Below are 22,024 nucleotides of genomic sequence, written 5' to 3'. Positions count from 1 at the left end.
CTTTTGATTGGCATATTTCCGGTCGAGATCACGACGGAGTTAGAACCATGGAGAATACCGGCACTCCGCGATTATGCGCTGATATCCTCTGCTTTGGACGCACCCTATGGCGCTCCTACATCCAGCCGAAGTATCACGCACCCGCGCCGAGAGAGGCGCTGTGTGGCGGCGCGGCGAACGCGCGGTCAGGCCCCAAATCGCGGAGGACGCCGGGGCGGGCGCGCGCCGCGGGCGCGAGCGAGGAACAAGGCAGCTCCGTGCCGCCCCTGGCGCTCAATCCATGAAGACGCTTGTGGGTCTCGTCCCCCCATGCGACTCCGATGAGCACCGCGGAGCGACACCGCGCGGAGGCGCTCCGCCACGCGGCCATCTCGCGATGATGGGATATCGAGACATCGAATCGAATCACCGCGCGGCGGCGGGTTCGTCCCGGCCTGCCGGCGGCGCGCGGCGCCGGACGCGCGGCGTCCCGGCCAGACGGGCCACGGCGTCCGCGGACGTCCGGCGGCGTCCGCGCCCGTCAGCGGAGCGTGACGGCCAGCCGGTAATCGAAGAGGGCCGCGGAGCCCTTGGCGCCGGACGCGGCGCGGACGCGGAGGAAGTACCGCCCCGCAGCGAGCGCGTGGGCTCCGGGGTGGCGCGGGGCGTCCCCGGTGCCGTCGAGGATCGAGCAGCTCCCCCGGCCGCCGTCGTCGTCGTCCGCGATGAGCGAGCCCTCCGCGTCGATCAGCGAGAGGCGGCTGTCGATCTCGAGCGACTCGCACGTCTCCTCGCCGCCCTCGATGATCTCCGCGCGGATCGACCCACCCTGCGGGAGATCCACGGCGTAGAAGTCGAAATCGTCCGTCGTCCGCGCGCCAGAGATGAATTCATCGGAACCGATGATTCCGTTCGCGGTGGCGACGGTGCCATTCGGCTCCTCCTCGGCGCCCGCCGGCGCGAGGATCTTGGCCTGGAGGAGATAGAGGGGAAACGCCGCCCCGCCCTCGCGCGCCGCCACCTCGACGTCGTGGTCGCCGGCAGGCAACGCCACGACGAGCGCCGAGCACCCGCCGATGCCGCCCGCGTACTCTGCGTCGGAGAGCCCCTCGTCCGTCACGACCGTCGCGCCCGCCGCGTCGAGCACGCGGAGCGTCGTGCGCAGGCCTCCCTCGCAGCCCGCGGCGGTGCCGTCGAAGACCTCGAGGCGCACGACCGAGGCGACAGGCAAGCTCAGGCGGAACACGTCCCTGTCGCCGCCCGCTGCGAGGCTCGCCGCGACGAGCTCATCGCCCGAGATCACGAGATCGCTCGCACCGGCCTGCGCGGGGGTGTCGTTCGGCTCGATCTCGGCGGTCACCGCCTCGAGCTGGCAAGCGGCGCTGCACCCGTCGCCGCCCGCGGCATTGCCGTCGTCGCACCCCTCGGGCGCGTCGACGAAGCCGTCGCCGCAGACCGGGAGCCTCTCGCAGCGCGCGCTGCAGCGCGCCCCGCCGTCGCACTCCTCCGCGCCCTCCGTCACGCCGTCGCCGCATGAGGCGTGGAGCGAGACCCGCAGCGTGTAGCGGGCCCCTGGCTGCTCCGGGAAGCCGCTGACGCGGAGGTAGTATGTCCCTGGATCCAGGTGGCGCGCCGCGGTGCCGCCGGGGCTCCTCGAGTCGATGAGCGAGCAGGCGCCGATACCGCCGTCGTCGTCGGAGGCGAGCACGGTCGCGCCGTCCGACGAGAGGAGGGAGAGGACGGTGTCGACGCCATCGGCGCACCGCGCGGGGCCGCTCGAGTCGAAGGTCTCGATCCGGAGATCGGATACGGTCGTGAGCCGCAGGGCGAAGAGATCGACATCGCTGTCCGGCTCGATCGCGCCGGACACGAGCGCTCCCGGCGCCACAGCGCCGTTCGCGTCCGCCTCGGCAGGGGTCGAGTTGGGCTCGATCTCGGCCGTCGCCCCCTCGATCCGACATGCGGCGTCACAGCCGTCCCCGCCTGTGGCATTGCCGTCGTCGCAGACCTCGGGCTCGTCGATGAAGCCGTCGCCGCACACCGGGGTGCGCTGGCACGTCGGCCCGCACGCGGCGCCGCCGTCGCACTCCTCCGAGCCCTGGACCAGGCCGTCCCCGCAGACGGCCGTCGTCCGCGCGCGCACGGTGTATCCAGCGATGGAGTCTCCGCCGTACTCCCGGACGCGCACGTAATAGACGCCCGGCGCGGCGACGGCGGCGCGGACACGTGAGCACCTGCCCTCACCGCCGTCGTTGTCCTCGGCCATGACGGCCCCGTCCGGCCCGAGGAGCTGAACCATGGTATCGACGCCACGGCACGAGGTCGGTCCGGTCGCGTCGAAGGTCTCCACTTCCAGCTCGGCCACGCCGGGGACGTCGACGGCGAAAAAGTCGACCTCTCCCGGCGGAGAGATCGACGCGGTGAACAGCACCCCTGCCGCGGTCGCCTGCCCCTTGGTGGCCTGCCCTCGCGCGTCGTTCGGCTCGATCTCCGGGACGGTCCCCTCGAGCTCGCACGCGGCGCTGCAGCCATCCCCGCCCTCGGTGCCGCCGTCGTCGCACGCCTCGGCGCCGTCGACGGAGCCGTCCCCGCACACGGCGATCCTCGCGCACTCCGGGGAACACCCCTCCCCGCCGTCGCACGCTTCGCCCTCCTCGATCACCCCGTTGCCGCAGAGCGAGGTGAAGGCGACGAGGAGGTCATACCCGGGGATCGTGGCGTCGTTGTTGAACTCCTCGACGCTCACATAATACTTGCCTGGCGGAAGCCGGATCGCCCCGTCCGCGACGCTGGGATCGATGAGCGAGCAGGCCTCGGGGCCGCTGTCGTCGTCTCTCGCCAGCTCCGTCGCTCCGTCCACGTCGAGCAGCCGGAGGAAGGTGTCGACTCCATCGGCGCAATCGTTCAGGCTCCCGCGGCTGAACGTGGCGAGCTGGACGTCCGCGAGGCCCGGCACCTCGAAGGCGAAGACGTCGACATCGCCAAGGGGCTCGATCGCCGCGGAGACGAGCACGTTCGGCCGGAGCGCGGCGCGCTCATCCGCCCCCGCCGTGGTGTCGTTCGGCTCGACCTCCGGCGAGCGGATGTCCAGCTCGCACGCGGCGTTGCAGCCGTCGCCGCCGACCGTGTTGCCGTCGTCGCAGAGCTCGGGATCCTCCAGCACGCCATCGCCGCACACAGAGGTGTCCAGCCTGAGCGAGAGCGTGTAGTCGAACGTCGCGGGCTCGGCTTCAGGGGAGATCTGCACGCTGACGAAGTAGTCGCCAGGGCTCAGCTTGCGCAGCGCCAAGGAAGAACAGTAGTCGTCGTCTGCGACATCGTCGTTCTCTTCGATGCTCGCCAGGTTCGCGTCGAAGATCGTCACATAGGTATCGACGCCGAGCGAGCCGCACCTCGTGCCCAGCGGGCCATCGAGCGTCTCTGCCTTGATGCGCCCGATCGTCCCCTCGGGGACGGTCACCGAGAAGACGTCCACGTCGGATTCGGGGTCGATAAACGCGCGGATCCGGCCGCCGGGCGCGATGGCGAAGGCGTCGTTGGCCGAATCGAAGCCGTCGTTCGGCTCGACCTCACAGCCCGCTTCGACCTGACACGCGCGCGAGCAGCAATCGCCGTCCTCGTCGTTGCCATCGTCGCAGGCCTCCGAGCCGCCCAGCGCGCCGTCACCGCACCCACCCGTACACACGCTCGGCGCTCCGGCGCAGGCGAACCCGGGCTCGATCGCGCAGCCCGGGTCACACCCGTCGCCGGCCGCCCGATTCCCATCGTCGCACTCCTCGACAGGAGCGCCGACGGCTCCATCGCCGCACACGGCGCTTGCCACGCCGCCCTCTCCGCCGCTGCCGCTCTCTCCGCTGCTGCCGCCTTCTCCGCCGCCGCCGCCTTCTCCGCCGCTGCCACCACCGCCGCCGCTGCCACCGCCCTCTCCGCCGTTGCCGCCACCACCGCCGCTGTCGCCCGCGGCGGGCTCAACGATCTTGCTGCGGTCCGCGGTGATGAGGAGCTCGCACCCGGTCAGGGCGATCGGCGCCAGACCGAGGAACAACGGGAGAGCGGTCCTGAAAGAGACGATCATGGTTTCTGAGGCCTTTGCTCGACGGCATCGCGGCGACCATGGCGTTCGCGGCATTCATGGCGATCACCACAGTCGCGCCGCAGGCTCGCCGCAACGGCGGGCGCGGCAGAAGACCGATGCTCTGCGGCTGCGTCAAGGGACGACGAGAGCGCCGCGCCCTCAGTACGTCAGGGCGACCGCTTTGCGGAGGTGCTCGTCGCTCTCCAGCTGGGAGAGCATGAAATACGCGACGTCCTCGCGCGAGATCGTGGGACCGCCGAGGAAGTAGCCCCCCGGCGGCGAGGCGTCGACGCTGGCGCGGCACTCCTTGGTGAGCCGCCCATCCGTGAGCTTGGGGACGCGCACGACGGTCCAGTCCACATCGCTCTGGCGCAGGGCCTCTTCCATGCGCAGCATGTCAGAGTACCTGTTGCGGAGCAGCGGCTTGACCAAGACACGGAACCAGAGCGCACTCTGCTGCTCCTCGCCGATGCCCGCCGCGGTGACGGCGATGAGGCGGCGGACGCCGTGCTCCTTCATTGCGCGCAGGACATGGGTGATACCCTCGGAATAGACGCGCGTCGGCCCCATGCCGCGCGACCCCAGGGCCGAGAGGACGGCGTCGTGACCGGACACGGCGCGCGACACCTGCTCGGCATCCATGACGTCGCCGCGGAGCGCGCGCAGCCGCTCGTGGTGCGGGACAGGGATGGTCGCCGGCGTGCGCGCGAATGCGGAGACGTCGTGTCCGAGCTCCAGGGCCTGACGGATCAGCGCGGCGCCCGTACCCCCAGTCGCCCCCAAGATCAGCAGCCTGCTCATGAGCCACCAGCGTACTCGGTCCGCCGCGGCCGGTACAACATGCGCGTGAATGCCTCACGCACCGAGATCCGCTGGAGATCCGCGCGAGCGGCGCTCGGCCCGTCAGGCGCCGAGCCGCAGCCACGCGGCCACGCCGTGGTGATCCGAGCCGGAGAACGGCGCCCGCTCGCAGCGCGTGATCGTCCACCCCTCCCCCGGTTGAACGAAGACATAATCGATGCGGCGCAGCGGCAAGCCGGCGGGCCAGGTGCCGCCGACCTTGCCGGGGTGCGCCTGCGTCCAGGCGTCGAGCCAAGAGCCGTTTCCGGCGCTCGCCTGGAGGTAACAGACCGCCTCCTCGCTCGGGAGCGCGTTGAAGTCGCCCATCAGCACGGCGCCGTGGCTCCCCGACTTCTGGCGCTCGCGCGCGGCGAAGCTCACGAGCTCGCGCACGGTGCGCGCCCGCGCGCGCTTCGACAGCGACAGGTGCGTGACGAGCACGTCGACGACCGCGCCGGCGTGCCGGATCGCGGCGCGCAAGACGACGCGCTGGCTGTCGCGCTCGAACGGATCGTCGCGATCGAGCGTGAGCGCCTCCACGGAGTGGTCGAGCACCTCGATGTCCTCACGGCAGAGCAGCGCGACCCCCTCGCACTCGCCGCTCGCGGCGACCCTGCCCGGCGCGAACCAGGCGCGGTATCCGCCGGCGAGCCGCGAGAGCTCTCCGGCCTGGCCGAGGTCGCCGCTCGGCATCGGCGCGTGCACCTCCTGGAGACCGATGAGCCCGGGGCGCAGATCGCCGATGAGCCTGGCCAGCATCGTCCGGCGCCGCTCCCAGAGGGCGACTCCCCCCCAGATGTTCTGCGTCAGGACGACGAGGTCGCGATCGTGGCTCAAATGCCTCCTCCTCGGGCGTCGGTCCGGGGATTTGTCTTAACCAGCTTGTCGAGGAGGCTCAAGGGCCCGTGAGCGAGCCAGTCAGCGTCTTGCTGGGGAGCGGGGGGAGCAGGGAGAGGGCACCGGGCGAGTCGACACCGCGCGCGTCGACGCCGCGCGCGGCGTACTGGAATCGCTCAGTTGAGCGAGAGCGGGCCCGCGGCGGGCTGGGCGCCGCCCTTCATTTCGTGCGAGTTGGGGTCGTACTTCGAGGTGCACTTGGCCATCACGAGGCTGGCCTCGAAGTCGCCGGCCTGCGAGAGCGCGCCCTCGACGGTCACCTGGACGCCGCCGCTCGGGACGTCGCGGAAGGTGTCGGGGATGACGCACTGGGCGTAGCGCACGGGCAGCGCCGCCTGCGTGCCGTGGATCTGGAAGCGGTACTCGCAGGGCGAATCGCGCTTGACCAGCGTGCCGGGGACGAGCTCGCCCTCGACCCGGACCTTGCGGCCGGCGAGCTTGTCCTTGGACGCGAGCAGCTGATCGACGGGCGTCGCGTAGACGGCCGCTTCCTTGAAGCCGACCAGGAAGAGGGCGACGAGCGCGCCCACCATGACGAGCAGCGTCGCCAGCAAGCCCAGGCTGCGCGGCCGGTGCGCCTTCGGCGCCGGGCTCGCCGTGGCCGGCTTCACCACCGCGGGCGTATCCTGCTGCTCTGCAAGAGACAGCGCGTGGGCCAACTCGTCGTCCAGCTTCTTGCTCATCGTGGATCCCTTCGGCCACAGGCTAGCCCGCACCCCACGGCCGGTCGAGCACCACCTGCACGACGTCGGGTCCGGCCTGCGACGCCATCCGGCTGCGGCGGACAGCCGTACCGGAGTTCTCCCTTACAAGCGGACCCGACGGCACCGTGCGCCCGTCCGCGGAGGTGTCGAAGCGCGGGCCCTCATGGGCTGCTGTTCATGGCCGCCTCGATGGCGGGGAGAAACACGGCGTGAGGGAACGCCGCGCGGAACCGCTCGGCTCGCGCGCTGGCGTCGGCGCGCCGCCCGGCCTGGACGAGGGCCTGGATGGCCAGCGCCTCGCGCAGCTGGGCTCTCCGGCTGCGCGGGTAATTCCGCTCGTGCAGGGCCAGCACGTCGAGCGCCTCGTTCGCCTTTCCTTCGCTGAGCGCGAGGCCGGCGCTGCTGAGCAACGCGCTCTCCTCGGCCGTGTCGCGCTCGCTAGGCGGAGCTGGCTTGCGGGAGGGGACGCGTGACGGCGCTGCGGCCGCCACCTCCACGGCCGCCGGGGGCCCAGCGCTCACGACGGCGTCGGCCACGGCGAGCCCGCCCGCGGCGCGCCCGCCGCGCCCGGCCCTGGCGCGCTCGGTTCGCTCGGGTGCGGCGCCTTCGACCTCGGCGCGCTCGGTTCGCTCGGGTGCGGCGCCTTCGACCTCGACGCGCTCGGTTCGCTCGGGCGCGACGCCTTCGACCTCGGCGCGAACGGACACCACCGGCGCCACAGCAGGCGGAGGGAGCCCGGCATAAACCGCGCCGGCGCCCACCCCGGCTCCCCCGAGGAACAGCGCTGCACCTGCCTTGATGAGCCTGGAGCGCGCGATCGTGATGACCGGCGGCATGCGCTTCCCGCCGGTGGCGCCGGTGGCCTCCACCGCGTTGTTTCCGAGACAGCGCCGGTGAGGCGAGGAGGCGCCTGTATGGGGCTGTGTTGCAGGGCTGCCGGAGAGGCCGTCCGCGCCGCGGGCCAGCCCTCCGGTCGAGGCGAGCGATCGCTGGAGCCGCGCCCACAGCGGTCCGGCGAGCTCCTGAGAAAGGCCGAGCCGGACCCTGCCTGCGTCGAGCAGCATCGGCCTGTCAACCAGGGCGAATGGCGCCAGGGCGAAGCGCAGGCCACGAAGGCCAAGCGCGTCCGGGTCCCGCGCGGAGAGCCGTTTGACCGCAGCCGTGAACTCGCTGCGGGCGCGTCTCAGCCGATCCCATGCGGTGTTCACGGGGATCTGGAGGGCCTGAGCGATGTCGCGCATGTCGCTTCCCTCGAGGTCGTAGAGCACGAACACCGCTCGTCGTTCCCTCTCGATGCGCTGGATGAGCTCGCGGACGATACGCTGGGTCTCGGCCTGCGCGACCCGGCGCTCCGCGTCGAGCCCGGGGTCCGCGAGATCGATGGGCTCGGAATCGTCGAGCGCGAGCAGCTCCCGCTGGTTCCGGGCGAGCTGCAGGTGGCGAAGGGCGACATGCGCGCTGATGCCCGCCACCCACGGTTTGAGCGACAGGCGAGGATCGTGGTCCTCGAGCCGCCGGTGAACGACGAGAAACACCTCGTGAGCGACGTCGTGAAGATCCCGAGACGCGACGCCGAGCCGCCAGAGCACCACGAGGACGTAGGGGAGCAAGCTCTGATAGACCTGCTCGAACGAGGGCCGCGGGGGCGAGCCGATGGCGGGCGCAGGATCCCGATCGGGTACGGCAGCGGGCTCTGGGTCGGGCGCAGGCGTCATCTCCAGGAGGGGCGCAGGCGCCGCCTCCGGGGCGGGAGCAGACGCAGGTGCCGGGTCGGGCGCTGGAGGGGGCGCTGGGCGTGCTCGGGGCTCTTTCATGGATAGGTAGTCCGGCGAGACCGCCCGGCTCGTTGCGAAATCGTACATGGGCTCGACGCGACCGGCCGAGCGGGCACCGAACGGAGGCCTCACCCCGGCGCCGGCGTCACCGAAGGGCCCCCTCGGCGAACGGCAGCCTCGAACGGCAGCCTCGGTGAGGCGAGCCTCTCGGCCAGCGCCCTCCTGGCGCGACGCAGCCGGCTGGCGGCGGAATCGGGGTTCATGCCGCGCGCTCGTGCCCAGGCGACGAGGCTCAGGGGCCCGGCCGCCGCGAGGAGGACCTCGCGATGGCCGCTGGGGAGCGCGGTGACCTCGCGTAGCGCGGCACGGGCGAGGAGCTCTCCCTCGATCTCGACAGGCGCCTTGCCGGCGGGCGAAAGGGGCGCGTTGCACAGGATCTCGCGGCGGACGCAGGCGCTCTCCCGGTAATGGGACACCTGGCGCCAGACGACGCCGTGCAGCCATGCGCGCATCGCCGCGCGCGGGGGCCGCAGCGGGTCCGGGCGGTACCTGCGCGCTCGGATGGCTTTCCAGGCGCCGAGGAGCACAGTCTGGAGGAGATCCTCTCGGTCGCGGGCGGGAACGTGGAGCGCGCGGAGCAGGAGGGCGACGAACGGCCGCTCGGCCCAGAGGGCCTCGACCGAGGGCGAGACCGCCGGGTGGATCGCCTCTTTCGGCGCGCTGCGCGCGCGGCGGCGAGTCCGGGATCCCGGCGCATCGAGAGACAGGCGGCGGCCCTCCCGCCGGGGCGGGGTCGGCAACGAGGTCTTCATCGGAGCGGTTTCCGGGACTGCCCCGCTTCTCGTTGCACAATCGACGGGCCCGTACCTACGGGGCGCCAGAGCGCTCGTTCTGACGGCAGGCGGGGGACGGGCGCTCGATCACGGGGACAGCTCGCGCCCTCGTGAAGGGCGACGCGGGCTGTCGCCTGGCGAAAGATGAGAAAGGTATCTCGCTCTTCGTAATGCGATCGAACCGGAGGTGGTCTACCCGGGATGGTCTGGCGGCGCCCTGGGGGGTCCCTGTTAACGTGGCGGCACCTGGCGTGGCGCGCCCTCGACAGCGCTGCAGATCATGAGGAGAGGCGATGGCGGCGCGGGCGCAACGTTGGCAGCGCAACGTTCTCCACTACTGCGGGTTCCCCTCGTCCTCCAACCCCAGAATGGCCACTAGATACCCCTGCCGCATGGCACCCGTCCGTCCCACTCGACGGACGTGGGCCCGCTGCTTGCCTCGGTCGCCGGTACCATGCGAATCGTTCCAACGGTTGCCGCCCTCGTCTCTCTCCATGGAATCGCTCTATGTGTTGCATCTTGTGCCATGCAGCCATCAGAAACTTTCTCTGAGACGGAGATCGACACACCAACCAGCGATCCAGGAGCTGCCAACCTGACACTTGACGACGAGACGGACAACGGTCCCACGACCGAACCGGAGGCGATCGGCAGCTTCAAGGTCATCCGCTGCAAGAGATATGAGCACGGCGCTGACTGCATGATGAAGTGCGCCGATGCAGGAATATCTTGTCCGGCCGGACGAAAGCACCCGTACAAATCCAACGTCAAAACTGGACTACTGTGGCAGTGCAGAGGCCTCAGCCTAGCCACCAGCTGATGGTACTACTACGAGAACGGAGATAGCTGTACGTTCTTCTTCGGAGCTCCCGTCATGTGCCGCTACCTGGGTGGAACTCCTGATTGAGAGAGCGCGCGCAGAACGCTGCGTCCCGCGCCGCGCGCTTCCAGTCCTGCCCGAACAGAGACTCCATGCACTGAAGTGCGAGCGGGCAGAATTCGGGCGATCGCTCTCCGCCCGAGAGCGCGGCGGAACCTAGGCTGCGGAGTCGCTGCATCCGCTCGACGTCTTCCACGGTGATGGGTGTAGGACCGTGCAGGCGACCTCGGATTTGCTCCGCCATCACCCCTTCGGCGGCGGTCAGGGTGTTTTCCCACGCCACGGGATCCACCTGGAGATCGGCGTCGCCGCGCTCGATCGCGTCGGCGAGGATGCGGATGTAGCCGGCGGCGTAGACCACGGTCATGGTTGCCCAATCGAGCAGATCCTCGTCCTCTTCGCTGAGCAGATCCTCTTCCTCTTCGTCGTCGTTGGTGAGGGGCTGATCCGGGTGAGGCATGCCCGGAGTGTAGATCGGAGTCACGTGGGCAGGGGGCGCCGGCGTCGCTTTCGCGCCGATTTTTGTTGATATTCAGAAAAGCCAACAAAATCGCGTGCGGGACAAACCTCCTCCATGTGCAAATTTGTTAACTTACGCTAATATCAACAAAAGGAGACGCTGGTTTCGTGCATGGGTCGAAGGGCGTTCCTGTGCGCGATAATGGAAGCTTACCGAGCACCAGACGGCGCCTGGCTCCCCTCGTCTGCTGGCGGGGACGCACGGCCAGGCGGGCTCCTGGCACCGCATCTCGCTCGGTCCGCTCGCCCCTTGTGCGGGGCAGGCACCCTGGCATGACATTCGCGCGGCAACTCCTGCGCAACGCTCCCCGTTGCGCAGGAGGTAGCTCCGCGCAGCAGAATCGCCCTGGCCGTGGCTGCCCTCCTGGGAGCGGCAGCATGCGGGGCGGCGGACGAAGCGAGCGATGCAGAGCGGAGCGACGCGGAAGACGTGGATCAGCGCGCTGCGTGCGCGGCGGCGCGTCCGGCGGCCCGGCGCATGGGAGGACTGGCGGCGGCCCTCCCGCCGGGGAGGGCTTGGCAACGGGGTCTTCATCGGAGCGGTTTACGGGACTGACCCGCTTCTCGTTGCACAATCGACGGTCCCGCATAACCGTGGGGCGCCGGAGCGCTCGTTCTGGCGGCAGGGGGGGACGGGAGACGGGCGCACGACACAGCTCAGGCCCTCGTGAAGGGCAACGCGGGCTGTCGCCTTGCGAAAGATGAGAAAAGCACCTCGCTCTTCGTAATGCGATCGAACGGGGATGGTCTGCCCCAGCATGGATCTGGCGTCGCCCTGGGGTCCTCTGGTAACGTGGCCGCGCTTACTACGACGGGCGCTCGACAGCGCCGCAGATCATGAGGAGAGGCGATGGCGGCGCGGGCGCGACGTTGGCGGCGTGGGATCGTGGCGGTGTGCCGTGCGAGCACGCTCGGGCTGGGGCTCGGGGTCGCGTCCGGCGGATGCGGGAACCCGACCACGTATCTGTGCCCGTGGGATGAGAACCAAGGACCCAAGGGAACGCCTTGTGAGGTGCTCGAGCCCCCCGATGCCGGCGGCGTTGGCGGGTGCGGCGGTGGTGGCGATGGCGGCGATGACTGCCCGGCCGAGGACGACACGGACGTCGCCATCGCATCCGATTTCGGCGACCTGATCCCGGCGGCAGAGGTCTGCGCAGGGCAGTGCGTGCCGAAGGAGCCGCTCGGGTGGTCCGAGCCGGCGCTGCTCTGGATCGGCTCCCCCGACGGCGTGCCGAGCTGCCCTGCGACCGCGCCGATCGTCGGCTACGAGGGCTACGCGGATTTCGCGGCTCCGGCCCCGCACCAGTGCCCCGCCTGCGCGTGTGACCCGCCAGAGGCAACGTGCGAGGTGCCGACGGATTGGAGGGCCTACGCCAGCTTCCCGTGTGGCGGCCCCGAGGCTCCCGCAACCTCGTTCGCTGCCCCGGATGGGTGGGACGGGACCTGCACCCCGGTGAATGCCGTCGAGGCCGGACGGATCTGCGATGGCGCCCCGTGCGTGCAGTCGCTCGCGATCCAGGCGCCTCGCGTGGTCTCCGCAGGTTGCGCACCGAGGGTCGCGGAGGCGCCGGAGAACCCCGACGAGCCCGCGACGGCGGGGAGCTTCGTGCTCGTCGCCCGGGCGTGTACCGGAAACGCGTCCCCCCCGTGCGCGGATCCAGGCATGACCTGCACGCCGGCACCGCCGCTCGGCGACGCCGCACCGCCGGAGGGGTTTCTCACGTGCATCCACCACGAGGGAGAGCTGGACTGCCCCGCCACGTACCCGGACCGGCACGTCTTCTACGCCGGTGTCGAGGACACGCGCGGCTGCGCGCCTTGCGGCTGCACCGAGCCCGCCGGAGCGACCTGCAGCGTGCTGACCTCCGCGTTCAGCGACGCAGGGTGCTCGCAGCTCGTCGCGGGTCAGGTGATCACCTCCGACGCCCCCGACTGCGGGACCGTCGCCTCCGGAACAGCGCTCGGGAGCAAGTCGGTGAGCGTCGTCAGCATCGATCCCGGACGATGCGAGCCGTTCGGCGGCGAGCCGGTGGGCAGCATCGCGCCGACCGCGGCGGCGACGTTCTGCTGTCACCGCACCAGCCCTGTACCGGCCTGAGTCGACTTTCGTTCCGCATGGGGCGCAACGACGGCCTCGCCAGGAGGTGGCAGGCCGCGAGGGACGCGCCCGCGACCCCACGGCGCCGCGCGCGCTCGCAGCCGCCTCATGGGAATCGCTCCCGTGGGCGCGTCCGATGCTTCGCGAAACCGCACGAAGATTCAGAAGAAAGCAACCAGGCGGAGAGCCACCGCCTCCGAGACGGGCGCCGCGGACCACCCTTCTCCATGGAGCGGTCGAACGTGCGGCCGAAGTGTGTTGAGCAAGAGGTCGCCGGTGAGCTGCCCGGCTAGGCGGGCCGAAAGCAGCACCTCCAGCCCCGCACGAAGCCCGAGCGCTGCGTAGGGCAGCGCATCCTCGATGCCGGTGCTGTCCCTGACGTGCCACACCCCGCCTGCCGTGGCGACGGCGCAGCCGAAGAACCAATCCGCGTGACCGCAGGGAACCACTGAGCCGCTCAGCCCCGACACGCCGATGGTCCAGCCGCGGTAGGGCTCGGCGTCGATCGGGAGATCCCCGCGGGCCTCCAGCGAGAGCGAGAACGTCTCCCAGCGGGCGCCGGCGAACCCCGAGAACCCGACCGCCACCGACGGCGCCACGCCGGCGCCTAGCAGCACTCCGGCGCCCAACTGGAGGCGCGGGCGATCCGGTGGCGGCCTCGGGCGCGGAGCGGGTCGAGCCGGCGCAGCGACGGGGGCGGGCGGCTTCGAGGCCAGCGCCCCGGGCGGCGCGTCCGGCGAGACAGGCGGAGCGGCGCCCCTCGGCGCCGACGGGGGCGGCGCCGAGGTGGGAACGCTCTCCGGTGCAGGCCGTGGTGGCAGCAACGGGCGCATGACGGCGCTGAGGGCGAGGCCGATGTCCTCCACGAGCACGCCACAGATCGCGCTCGAGTGCTCCTGGCGGCCGATCTCCCGGCCATCGCGGTCATATAGCGCGATTTCTCCCTGGAACGCCGTCCCCTTGCGCTGGATGACCACCTCGACGTGCCACGCGCCGTCGCGCACGAACGGGTCGACCCCGCCGAGCTGGCTCGCGGCGATCTGCCGGAGGCTCGGCTCCTCGGGACACCCCTCGGTGCCAGGCCCTCGCGTGTAGGACAGCCGCGCGCCGCGCGGCGCGAGCTGCGCGAGCGCCACGGGCGCCGCCAGGAAGAGCGATGCGGCAAGGGGCAGCGCGGCGCGGTTCATCCTCCGGATCCGGTCGCGGGCGAGGAGCGGGCCGGACACGAGCGGAGCTCCCTCATCGGTCATCCGTCGTCATCGGGCGTCATCGGTACTATTTCCGGGAAGGTCCCCCGGATTGTTGAGAAATCGTGCGCCGGCGTAAAAGAAGGCACGAGGTTTACCGGCGACGTTTCCCCGAACCTGCGGGAGATGTCACCTGGGATTGGGACTGAAGCGGCGTCGCGAGGTGACCGGCGAACGGTACCGCCCTCGCGCGATGGGTGGGATGGCCGTCACCTGCCGGCGGCCGTGCGCGGAGCAGCGCTATCCGATCGGCTCGGGCTCGGCCTCGGTCTTCTTCCTGGCGCTGGCGGCGCGGGCCCGCTGATCGGCGCGCCGCTCTTCCTCCGCTGCGTCCTCGTACGGTGAGAGCAGCCGGTCGCGGAGGAGCGCGTGCGTCTCGTCCTTGTCGTCGTCGTACTCGGCATGGACCTGGACCAGGAGCGTGCCGTAGGCCTCGTGCCACGCCTCGACCGCCTTGACGGCCGGATCCGCGGCCTTCGCCTCGGTGACGCCGAGCTCTGGAATCCCCACCCCCAACTCAGTCGCCGTCGTGCGCAACCGTGATCACGACGTTTCCCTTCTTGTGCTCTTGCTCGACGTATCGGTGGGCGTCGACGATGTGTTCGAGCGGATAACGCCGATCGATGACGGGTCGCAGGGCACCGGCGTCGACGAGGGCGGTCAGCTCCTCAAGATCGCCTGCCGACAGCTCCGGTGTCCCATCATCGACCGAGATCGAACGGCCGCCGGGGACGAGCGCGTCCTTGCACGCAGAGCGGAGCGCCGAGGTCTTTCGCTTACCCACGGCGTCGAGCACGACATGGTAGCGAGTCCCTTCGGGGAGCGACCGCTCCGTCGTGTAGTCAATCACGTGGGTGGCGCCGAGCGTACGGACCAGCGCAGCATTGGCCGGGCCACACACCGCCGTGACTTCGGCTCCTGCATTGCGTGCGAGCTGGATGGCCGAAGTCCCCACGGCCCCCGATGCTCCGTAAATCACGACATGTTGGCCTGGCTTGAGCGCCGCGCGGCGGAGACAATGGAGCGCGAGCAGGCCGCCATAGGGAATGGCGGCGGCCTCTTCATCGGGGAGGTTTCGGGGCGCGATTGCCACGGTGCTGGACTCGCGGAGGCAAGTGAACTGGGCGTAGCCCCCGAGGCGGAACTTGGTAAACGCATAGACTCGGTCACCTGTGCGAAAGCGGGTGACCGATTTCCCGATTTCAGCGACCTCACCTGCGACGATGAGCCCGAGAATGCGGCGTCGAGGCCCTCGAAAGCCGAGTACGACCTTCATCATCCAGCGCATGAAGAAGGGGGCTTCGGGAAGGCCGCTGCGGATGAACCAATCGCTCGAGTTGACGGAGGAGGCGCGGACCTTGACGAGGATCTCGTCGACCCTGGGGATGGGCTTCGGGACATCGTCGATGAAGAGGACCTCGGGGGGGCCGTAGCTCGGGCAGATAGCAGCCTTCATGGCGAGGCAGGGTGTCGCGACGGGGCCGTGGGTGTCGAGGGGGCAGCACGGTTCGGCCTGCGTTTGGGGGAGCGCGGTCGGGCGCGCACCGCACCTATCCGCAGGGTTGGCGGGTGATGGATGCGGCGTTATCGTTCCGCGCATGAAGCCTGGGCGCGCAAGCCGGACCGCGGAGCTCGTGTGCATGGGACGTGCAGCGGCGCACGGCGCGACGACGGTGACGCGGTTCTCCGATCCGACAGCGATGGCGCTCCTGCCCGACGAGGCGCGAGCCCGCGTCGAGCGCTTCCGTGCAGGCGTCACGCCGAAGGGACTACGCGGGCGCCTCGGCCGCGCGTACCTCGAGCGCCAGTCGAAGGTGATGGTCGCGCGCACGGTCGCGATCGACGACGCCATCCGTGGGGCCGCGTCGCCGCAGCTCGTCATCCTCGGCGCCGGCCTCGACGGCCGCGCGTGGCGCATGCCCGAGCTGCGCGACGTGGTCGTCTTCGAGGTCGATCACCCGGACTCGCAGCGCGACAAGCGGTCGCGCGTCGCGGCGCTCTCCCCGTGCGCGCGGGACATCCGCTGGGTACCCGTCGACTTCGAGCGCGACGCCCTCGACGGCGCGCTCGCGAAGGCGGGCCACGATCCCGCGCGCCCGACCACCTGGGTCTGGGAGGGCGTTGTCATGTACCTGACCCCGGCCGACGTGGAGGCGACGCTCGCCGCCCTCGCACGGCGATCGGCCGCGGGCAGCCGCCTCGTCATCGTCTATCACAGCCCCGCGCTCATGCTCCGCGTGATCGGCCTGCTCGTGCGCTTGCTCGGGGAGCCGCTGCGCTCCGCGTTCACCGCCGACGCGATGCGCGCGCTCCTCGCCAGGCACGGCTTCGGCGTCGCCGCAGACGAGGACATCCACGGTATCGGCGCCGCGCTGTCTCCCGACGTCGATCGCGCGACGACGGCGGTGAAGCACCTGCGCGTCGTGACAGCGGATCGCCTTTCCTGAAGCAGAGAGCGCGCGACGCCGCCCGACAGCGATCGCGCTCCACTTCCGGAGCCGGGGGGCCGCGCCCTACCTGCCCACGTTCCCATGAACGAGCCGCCGCGACGCTCGCGCTCCCGCCCCGCCGGTTCGCCGCGCCACGCTTCGTCGCGCAGCGAACCGGCTTCTTTTACGTACGCGCAGAGGCTCAGAACGTCGCGAAGTACGCCCAGGGCTCGTTCCCGGCGCTGGCCTGCATGCAGTAGCCGCCGTTTCGCGTGGCCGGCAAGGTGACATTGGCGCCGTTGCAGGTCACGAGCACGCCGTTGATGCGGAAGGTCCGCCCCGCGGCGAAGTTGCCGCAGTTGAGCCCTTGCAGGCTCGCGACGGTCTCGTGGCAGGTGGCCGCAGTGCCGAGGTTGCCCGACTGGTAGCTCTGGGTCGAGAACACGACCGGGCTCGAGCAGAGGCCGCTGCAAGGAGCGCTGCCGCCGGAGCCGCCGCACACGTTCGGAGCGCCGCCGCCGCAGGTCTCGGGAGCCGTGCAGCTACCGCACGAGCTCACGCTGCGCGGCGCGCCGCAGTTGTCGACGCCGTTCACGCTGCCGCAGCTGGCGCCGAGCCGCGCGCAGAGCTGGGCGTCGCTCTCCGGCGTGCAGGTTCCGCCCGTCACGTCGAAGACGAGCTCGGCCGTGTCGAAGAGGCCGTTTTGATCCGTGACCCGCACGACGGCCGTGCTCAGCCCGCCGGAGGGCGGCGTACCGCTCAGCGTGCCGTCGCTCGCCACCGTGAGCCAGCTCGCGCCGCTCTGCTTGGAGTACGTCAGCGTGTCGCCGAGGTCCGGATCGGCAGCCGTCCCCGCGAGCGTCTGCCCGGACAGCGCCACGTTGACCGTGGCGCCACGCGTGATCGGATCGAACGTGAACCCGGGCGCGCGATTGTCGAGGTAGAGCGCCGAGACGCCGGGAAACTCGGACTGCGCCCTGGCGAGCTCGAGCTCGAGCTGCGGAGTCCAGCGGAAAGCGAGCCGGGCCTCGTCCTCGAGGTCCACCCCCGCGGCGCCCGAGCAGAAGTGGATGAACTCGCCGAGGTTGAGCGGGCGACCGCCGTAGCTGCTGTTGATCGTGGGCAGATGCTCGGCGAGGAGCTCGAAGAACCCGGCCAGGAACCGGCTGCCCTTGTGGTCCGCGGCCGTGTTGCCGAACTCGCCGGCATAGAGCGGATAGTACCAGTCGCGGAACCAGTGAACGCCGTAATCATCGGTTCTGAGCAGCATTTCCTCGTAGAACTGCGAGGCCATGTTCGAGGGGGTCGTGGTCAGGTGCAGGTGCACGTCGTAACCGAAGATGTCGGCCCACTTGCTGTCACCCCAGGCATTGAAGGCGGGCGAGCCCGCGAGGCCGTTGTTGTTGCTCTCGACGATGTGCCCCATCTCGTGGATCAGCGACTGCAGGGCCCAGCCGTAGTCCGGCACCGACCAATCCTCGGTGTTTGTGAAGATGATGTTTCGATAGGAGGCTTCGTCGCCCGAGGCGTATATGACTCCCGCGGCGTCGTAGGCGTCGCTGCCGTCGTCACCCGGAGCGTCGTCCTGGTTTCCGATCACGTAGAGGATCGGGTCGACCATGCTGCCGTAGGTGCCCTTCGCGTACGCCCAGGCTTCGCTGATGATCGGGTTCACCCAGGTGACGCCGGACGGGTTCGGGACGTACTCGTCGAAGTACGTGGCGATGTGCGCGTCCGAGTAGGTGCGGGTTACCGTACGATTCTGGCCGCCGTACCAGCCGTTCTCCACGAACGACAGGGGCGGTGTGTTCGCGGTGGTGGTCGCGCTCACGGGTCCGACCGTGCTCGAGCTGCCCGCCGCGTTCACCGCGCTCACGCGAAAATAGTAGGTCTGGCTCGGCGCCAGCGCCGTGGCGCGGAACTCGGTGCTGCCGGCGCCCGTGGTCCCGACGACGAGACCGGAGGTGAAGCTCGAGTTCGTGGCTCGCTCGACGCGGTACGACGTTTCGGGGTTGAGCTGCCCTGCGTTGTCCGTCCAGGTGAGGCGGATCTGATTGCCCGACAGGACCTGCCCGTTCAGGTTGCCCGGCGCGGCCGGCGCGGCGAGCGAGGCGCTGCTCGTGCCGAAGAGCCGCCACTCCGCGAGCTGCGTGCTGACGTCGTTGTGGTTGGCCTGGATGTGCAGGCGGTAGTGGCTGAACTCCAGGTGCTCGGGGTTGCAGGCGTACGTGCGCGTGCTGTGGCGGTTCGTGAACGACTGGTTGGTTCGCGTGTCGAGCACGGTCCAGCTCGCGCCGTCGTTCGAGCCTTCGAGCGTCCAGTCCTTCGGATCGCGGACCGGGAAATCGTTGGCGGACGTCAGGCTGTAGCTCTGGACCACGGAGCTCGGCGTCTCGAGCCGGATCCAGGTGCTGGAGCTCGGCTCGTAGTACTTCGAGAACGGATTGTTGTCCGTGACCTTCGTGACCTCCTCGCCGGTGACTTCGTTTCCAGGGTGCTGCTCGACGGGCACGGACGAGGAGAGCGCGGTGATGTCCTGGAGAGCGGCGACCCCCGCGGTCGTGGCGCGCGCGGAGACCGCGGACGGGAACCCGCGCACCGCGCCGTTCACCGCCTGCACCTGATAGAGGTAGCCCGTGCCGGGAGCCAGGTTCGTGTCGGTGTAGCTGGTGGAGCTCGTGAAGAACTCCGTGGTGCCGCTGCCGTCGTCGTTCACGCGCTGCACGTAGTAACCGGTGGCGTTCGCGGCGGGCGTCCAGGTCAGCGTGACGGCGCTCGAGCTCACGCTCGGCGCGCCGAGCGCCGGAGTGCCGGGCCTGGTGCCCGCCGCCACCGAGCCGCCGACGCGCAGCTCGGCGAGCTGCAGCTCGTTGTAATCGTCGTCGTCGCTGAAGTTATCAGTGACGTTCAAGCGATAGTAGAGGTACGCATTCGAGTTCGAGAAGGTGTAGGACTGGGTCTGGTGCCGCGAGGTGAAGGACTCGTTCGTCCTCGTGTCGAGCACGTGCCAGGTCAGGCCGTCGTAAGAGCCCTCGAAGGTCCAGTCGCGCGGATCACGGTCCGGGTAGTCGTTGGCCGAGGTGATGTCGTACGAAACGATGATCGACGGAGCCTGCATCCGGTACTGGATCCAGTCTCTGCGGCGGGGCATGAAGAGCTTGGTGTCGATGTCGCCGTCGTGCACCTTGTCGATGCCCTCGTCACCCGGGAGATTTCCCCACATATCGCTGACGTCGTCCGTGGACGTCGGGGTCAGATCCGTGCCGGAGAGGGCCGCTTGCTGCGACGCGATCGCCTCGACGGAGTCGGACGAATCGAAAGAGACGCAGGCGGGAAGGCAGAAGAGCGGGAGCCAGAGAGGTGCGAGGGTACGACGTTGGCGCATTACTACTTTACCTCGTGATAGATGAAGCAAAATGGATCGGGAAACGGCGCAAACCCAAAGGCGCCGTTTCGTAGAAGCGATTCGAGGACGTGAAGGGCGAACCCTGAAACATCCCCGCGAATTTTTCGGGGAGATTCACAGGGAGACGGGGAGAAGGGGCGTAAAGTCCCACCGTTCTCTCTGTCGCCCTGCTCGATTTTCCGCCGACATTGCCAAAAAAATCGGGTTGGTCAAGGGCGAGCCCTGAAACATCTCCGCGAATTTTTTGCGCGGAGAATTCACAGGGAGGCGAGGAGAGGGGGCGTAAAGTCCCACCGTTCTCTCTATCGCCCTGTTCAATTTTCGGCTGATATTGTCGACAAAACCGGTTTGGTCAAGGACGAATCGACACGCTCAGCTCCGGTGGCGGAAGATTGTTGATGCGAACCGCTACTCCTGCCAATGCGACGCGGTATCCCGACGACAGCACCTCCGAGCGCACCAGCAGCGCATCGCGACGGCGCGCCGCCTCGCCGACGTCCCCCCACGCCCCTCTGCACGCCGGCCGGCGTCCCCCACGCCCCGCTGCACGCCGGAGGGGTCGCGCTCTCGATCTCCACGGCGGCGAAGGGCTGGCGAGCCTCCTGCCGCCCCCCGGCGCAGGACGACCGCTTACCGGCTTTTGCGTCCCCCCTCCGCGGCTCCGCAGGGCTCCCGACGGGCCCGCGCGTCCCATAACGATCGGGACGGTCGTCATGGCGGTATCCGGCACGACTCGCCTTTTCACGCGATGTCGAACACGGGCACCGCGTGACGGACGTCGGCACTTTCCATGGGCGAGCGGACGGTCATGACACACGGATTGCTGCTCACGCAGATCTAGCTGAGCTTGCCCCATGCCTGCTCGATGCACAAGCCAGCGTGTCAACGGACAGGACGGCGACAGACCTTGACCGTCCAACGGCTTGGCTTTAAGGAGCCCACGAAATGCTCGCGCCCCTGGTTTACGCGTTCGGCGTATTCCTCCTGGCCCTTGTCTCACCGGGACCAGATTTCGCCGTCACCGTCAAGAACAGCCTTACCCGGGGGCGAAGAGCCGGACTGCTTTGTGCCGCGGGCGTGACGCTGGCCAATTCGCTGCACATCCTCGTCGCGAACCTCGGGGTGGGGGCCGTCATCGCGAGTTCTCCTCGTGTTTACGCTGCCCTGGTGTGGGCGGCGGCTGTCTATCTAGGCTACCTGGGGCTCCGCCTCCTGCTCTCCAAGCGGACCGCACCGCCTTCTGGCCCGCATCAGGAACCGCCTTGTCGCCGCAAGGAGAGCGCGCTGCGCTCCCCGCTGCTCGAAGGCTTTCTGGTCAATGTGCTCAACGCGAAGGCGATCCTGTTCTGGGTCAGCTTCTTCTCCCTGGTGCTCCGGAAGGCGCCGCCCGTACCTGTCCGCGCAGGCTTCGTTGCCGCGATGATTCTGACGCTTCTCGGCTGGTTCTCCTTCGTCGCTCAGGTTCTCTCTCGGCCGCGGGCCCGAAGATTCTTCTTCGAGCACGAGCTCGGCTTCAATCGCATCATGGGGCTGCTGCTGATCGCGCTGGCTATCCGGGTGGGCGCGACGACGTGAGGAACCGTTCGATCTTGCGGATCCTCATCTCGACGTCCTCGATACACTTCGCGATTTCTCGCCGATAGTCCAGACGCCAGGCTTCCTCGGTAATGCGGTGCCCCACCCGCCAGAAGACCACGTAGCTCATGAGCACAGAAAGGTCGCGCTTGATGTCGAGGATATCAGGCACGAACGCCGGCTCGGCGAGGCTGAGCAACATCTGAGATCCAATCGAGTACAAATGGGAGAAGTTCTCTTGCACGACGTGGCGCTCGGTGTCCAGGTAGAAGAGCTCCGCCGCGTTCTCGACGATGGGCCTGGAGTCCATGTAGGCAACACAGCGATTGGCCAGGGCACGCAGCTCTTCGATCTCGGCGCGACACAGGCGCCCTCCGTCGATCTCATCCTCTTTTCTCCATCCTTCAGCGAGGCGATAGCCGAGCCCACGAACATTGCGGATCACCTGCAGCGCCAAGCCAGCGCGCAGCAGATCCTGCCGAGCCCCATGCACGATCTTATGGATCGTTCGTTCGAGGCTCGCTGGAGATCCGACGGGATAGACCACCCGAAAATGAGCGAAGATCGCCTCCGACGAGGCCGTTTCAGGATGGAGGCTCGCGATGAACTGGATGAGCTCGCTGTGCAGCACGCTCTTGAAGCGGTGCTCGAGCCCATCGATCCAAAATACGACGTCACCGGCTACCAGACGGATCTGCTGAGCGCCATCAGGGCACGACAGCTTCACAACCCCACGCCGCAAGCTTCGGTCCGTCGAGCGGCTCATG

Annotated in this window: 15 protein-coding genes; 3 read left to right on the top strand and 12 right to left on the bottom strand. The window is 69.3% G+C overall.

Features of this window, described 5'->3' with window-relative positions:
* Positions 1–520: 520 nt before the first annotated feature.
* From WME90_RS48380 to WME90_RS48350, 7 genes are all read right to left on the bottom strand, one after another.
* On the bottom strand, positions 521–4,054 hold the full coding sequence (locus WME90_RS48380) for a DVUA0089 family protein (RefSeq protein ID WP_437278904.1): 3,534 nt from the start codon (positions 4,052–4,054) through the stop codon (positions 521–523).
* A gap of 159 nt (positions 4,055–4,213) precedes the next feature.
* Positions 4,214–4,855: an NAD(P)-dependent oxidoreductase gene (locus WME90_RS48375; RefSeq protein ID WP_437278903.1), complete on the bottom strand. Its 642-nt coding sequence runs from the start codon at positions 4,853–4,855 to the stop codon at positions 4,214–4,216.
* A gap of 102 nt (positions 4,856–4,957) precedes the next feature.
* Positions 4,958–5,731, bottom strand: a complete 774-nt coding sequence (locus WME90_RS48370; protein WP_437278902.1) for an endonuclease/exonuclease/phosphatase family protein — start codon at positions 5,729–5,731, stop codon at positions 4,958–4,960.
* Positions 5,732–5,907: 176 nt separating this feature from the next.
* On the bottom strand, positions 5,908–6,474 hold the full coding sequence (locus WME90_RS48365) for a cytochrome c maturation protein CcmE (RefSeq protein ID WP_437278901.1): 567 nt from the start codon (positions 6,472–6,474) through the stop codon (positions 5,908–5,910).
* A gap of 182 nt (positions 6,475–6,656) precedes the next feature.
* Entirely contained in the window at positions 6,657–8,357 is a 1,701-nt protein-coding gene (locus tag WME90_RS48360; protein WP_437278900.1) for an RNA polymerase sigma factor, read from the bottom strand.
* A gap of 41 nt (positions 8,358–8,398) precedes the next feature.
* The gene (locus WME90_RS48355; protein WP_437278899.1) at positions 8,399–9,082 is read right to left on the bottom strand and encodes a sigma-70 family RNA polymerase sigma factor; all 684 of its coding nucleotides are present in this window, start codon (positions 9,080–9,082) and stop codon (positions 8,399–8,401) included.
* 893 nt (positions 9,083–9,975) lie between these two features.
* Positions 9,976–10,443 (bottom strand): hypothetical protein, encoded by a 468-nt coding sequence (locus WME90_RS48350; protein WP_437278898.1) that lies wholly within the window; start codon positions 10,441–10,443, stop codon positions 9,976–9,978.
* A gap of 1,071 nt (positions 10,444–11,514) precedes the next feature.
* Between WME90_RS48350 and WME90_RS48345 the strand changes: the two genes are divergently transcribed.
* The gene (locus WME90_RS48345; protein ID WP_437278897.1) at positions 11,515–12,600 is read left to right on the top strand and encodes a hypothetical protein; all 1,086 of its coding nucleotides are present in this window, start codon (positions 11,515–11,517) and stop codon (positions 12,598–12,600) included.
* A gap of 161 nt (positions 12,601–12,761) precedes the next feature.
* Here the strand turns inward: WME90_RS48345 and WME90_RS48340 are convergent, their stop codons facing one another.
* From WME90_RS48340 to WME90_RS48330, 3 genes are all read right to left on the bottom strand, one after another.
* On the bottom strand, positions 12,762–13,850 hold the full coding sequence (locus WME90_RS48340) for a hypothetical protein (RefSeq protein ID WP_437278896.1): 1,089 nt from the start codon (positions 13,848–13,850) through the stop codon (positions 12,762–12,764).
* Between the two features lie 237 nt (positions 13,851–14,087).
* Positions 14,088–14,357, bottom strand: a complete 270-nt coding sequence (locus WME90_RS48335) for a hypothetical protein (protein WP_437278895.1) — start codon at positions 14,355–14,357, stop codon at positions 14,088–14,090.
* A 7-nt stretch (positions 14,358–14,364) separates the two neighbouring features.
* A complete protein-coding gene (locus tag WME90_RS48330) occupies positions 14,365–15,303 on the bottom strand; it encodes an NAD(P)-dependent alcohol dehydrogenase (protein ID WP_437278894.1) in 939 nt (312 codons plus the stop codon).
* Here WME90_RS48330 and WME90_RS48325 point away from each other — a divergent pair.
* A complete protein-coding gene (locus WME90_RS48325) occupies positions 15,302–16,294 on the top strand; it encodes a class I SAM-dependent methyltransferase (RefSeq protein WP_437278893.1) in 993 nt (330 codons plus the stop codon). The two genes, WME90_RS48330 and WME90_RS48325, sit on opposite strands and share 2 nt — an antisense overlap.
* 184 nt (positions 16,295–16,478) lie before the next feature.
* Here WME90_RS48325 and WME90_RS48320 read toward each other — a convergent pair whose 3' ends face one another.
* The gene (locus tag WME90_RS48320; RefSeq protein ID WP_437278892.1) at positions 16,479–19,661 is read right to left on the bottom strand and encodes a fibronectin type III domain-containing protein; all 3,183 of its coding nucleotides are present in this window, start codon (positions 19,659–19,661) and stop codon (positions 16,479–16,481) included.
* A 966-nt stretch (positions 19,662–20,627) separates the two neighbouring features.
* Between WME90_RS48320 and WME90_RS48315 the strand changes: the two genes are divergently transcribed.
* On the top strand, positions 20,628–21,257 hold the full coding sequence (locus WME90_RS48315; protein WP_437278891.1) for a LysE family translocator: 630 nt from the start codon (positions 20,628–20,630) through the stop codon (positions 21,255–21,257).
* On the opposite strand, the gene WME90_RS48310 is transcribed toward WME90_RS48315, so the two are convergent.
* Positions 21,232–22,023 carry a hypothetical protein gene (locus WME90_RS48310; RefSeq protein WP_437278890.1) on the bottom strand — a complete coding sequence of 264 codons (792 nt, stop codon included), beginning with the start codon at positions 22,021–22,023 and terminating at the stop codon, positions 21,232–21,234. The two genes, WME90_RS48315 and WME90_RS48310, sit on opposite strands and share 26 nt — an antisense overlap.
* Position 22,024 lies beyond the last annotated feature (1 nt).

Source organism: Sorangium sp. So ce375 (assembly GCF_051473855.1).
Classification (GTDB): domain Bacteria; phylum Myxococcota_A; class Polyangia; order Polyangiales; family Polyangiaceae; genus Sorangium.
The sequence above is the reverse complement of the archived record's forward strand: the minus strand, read 5'-3'. Positions and strand labels throughout refer to the sequence as shown.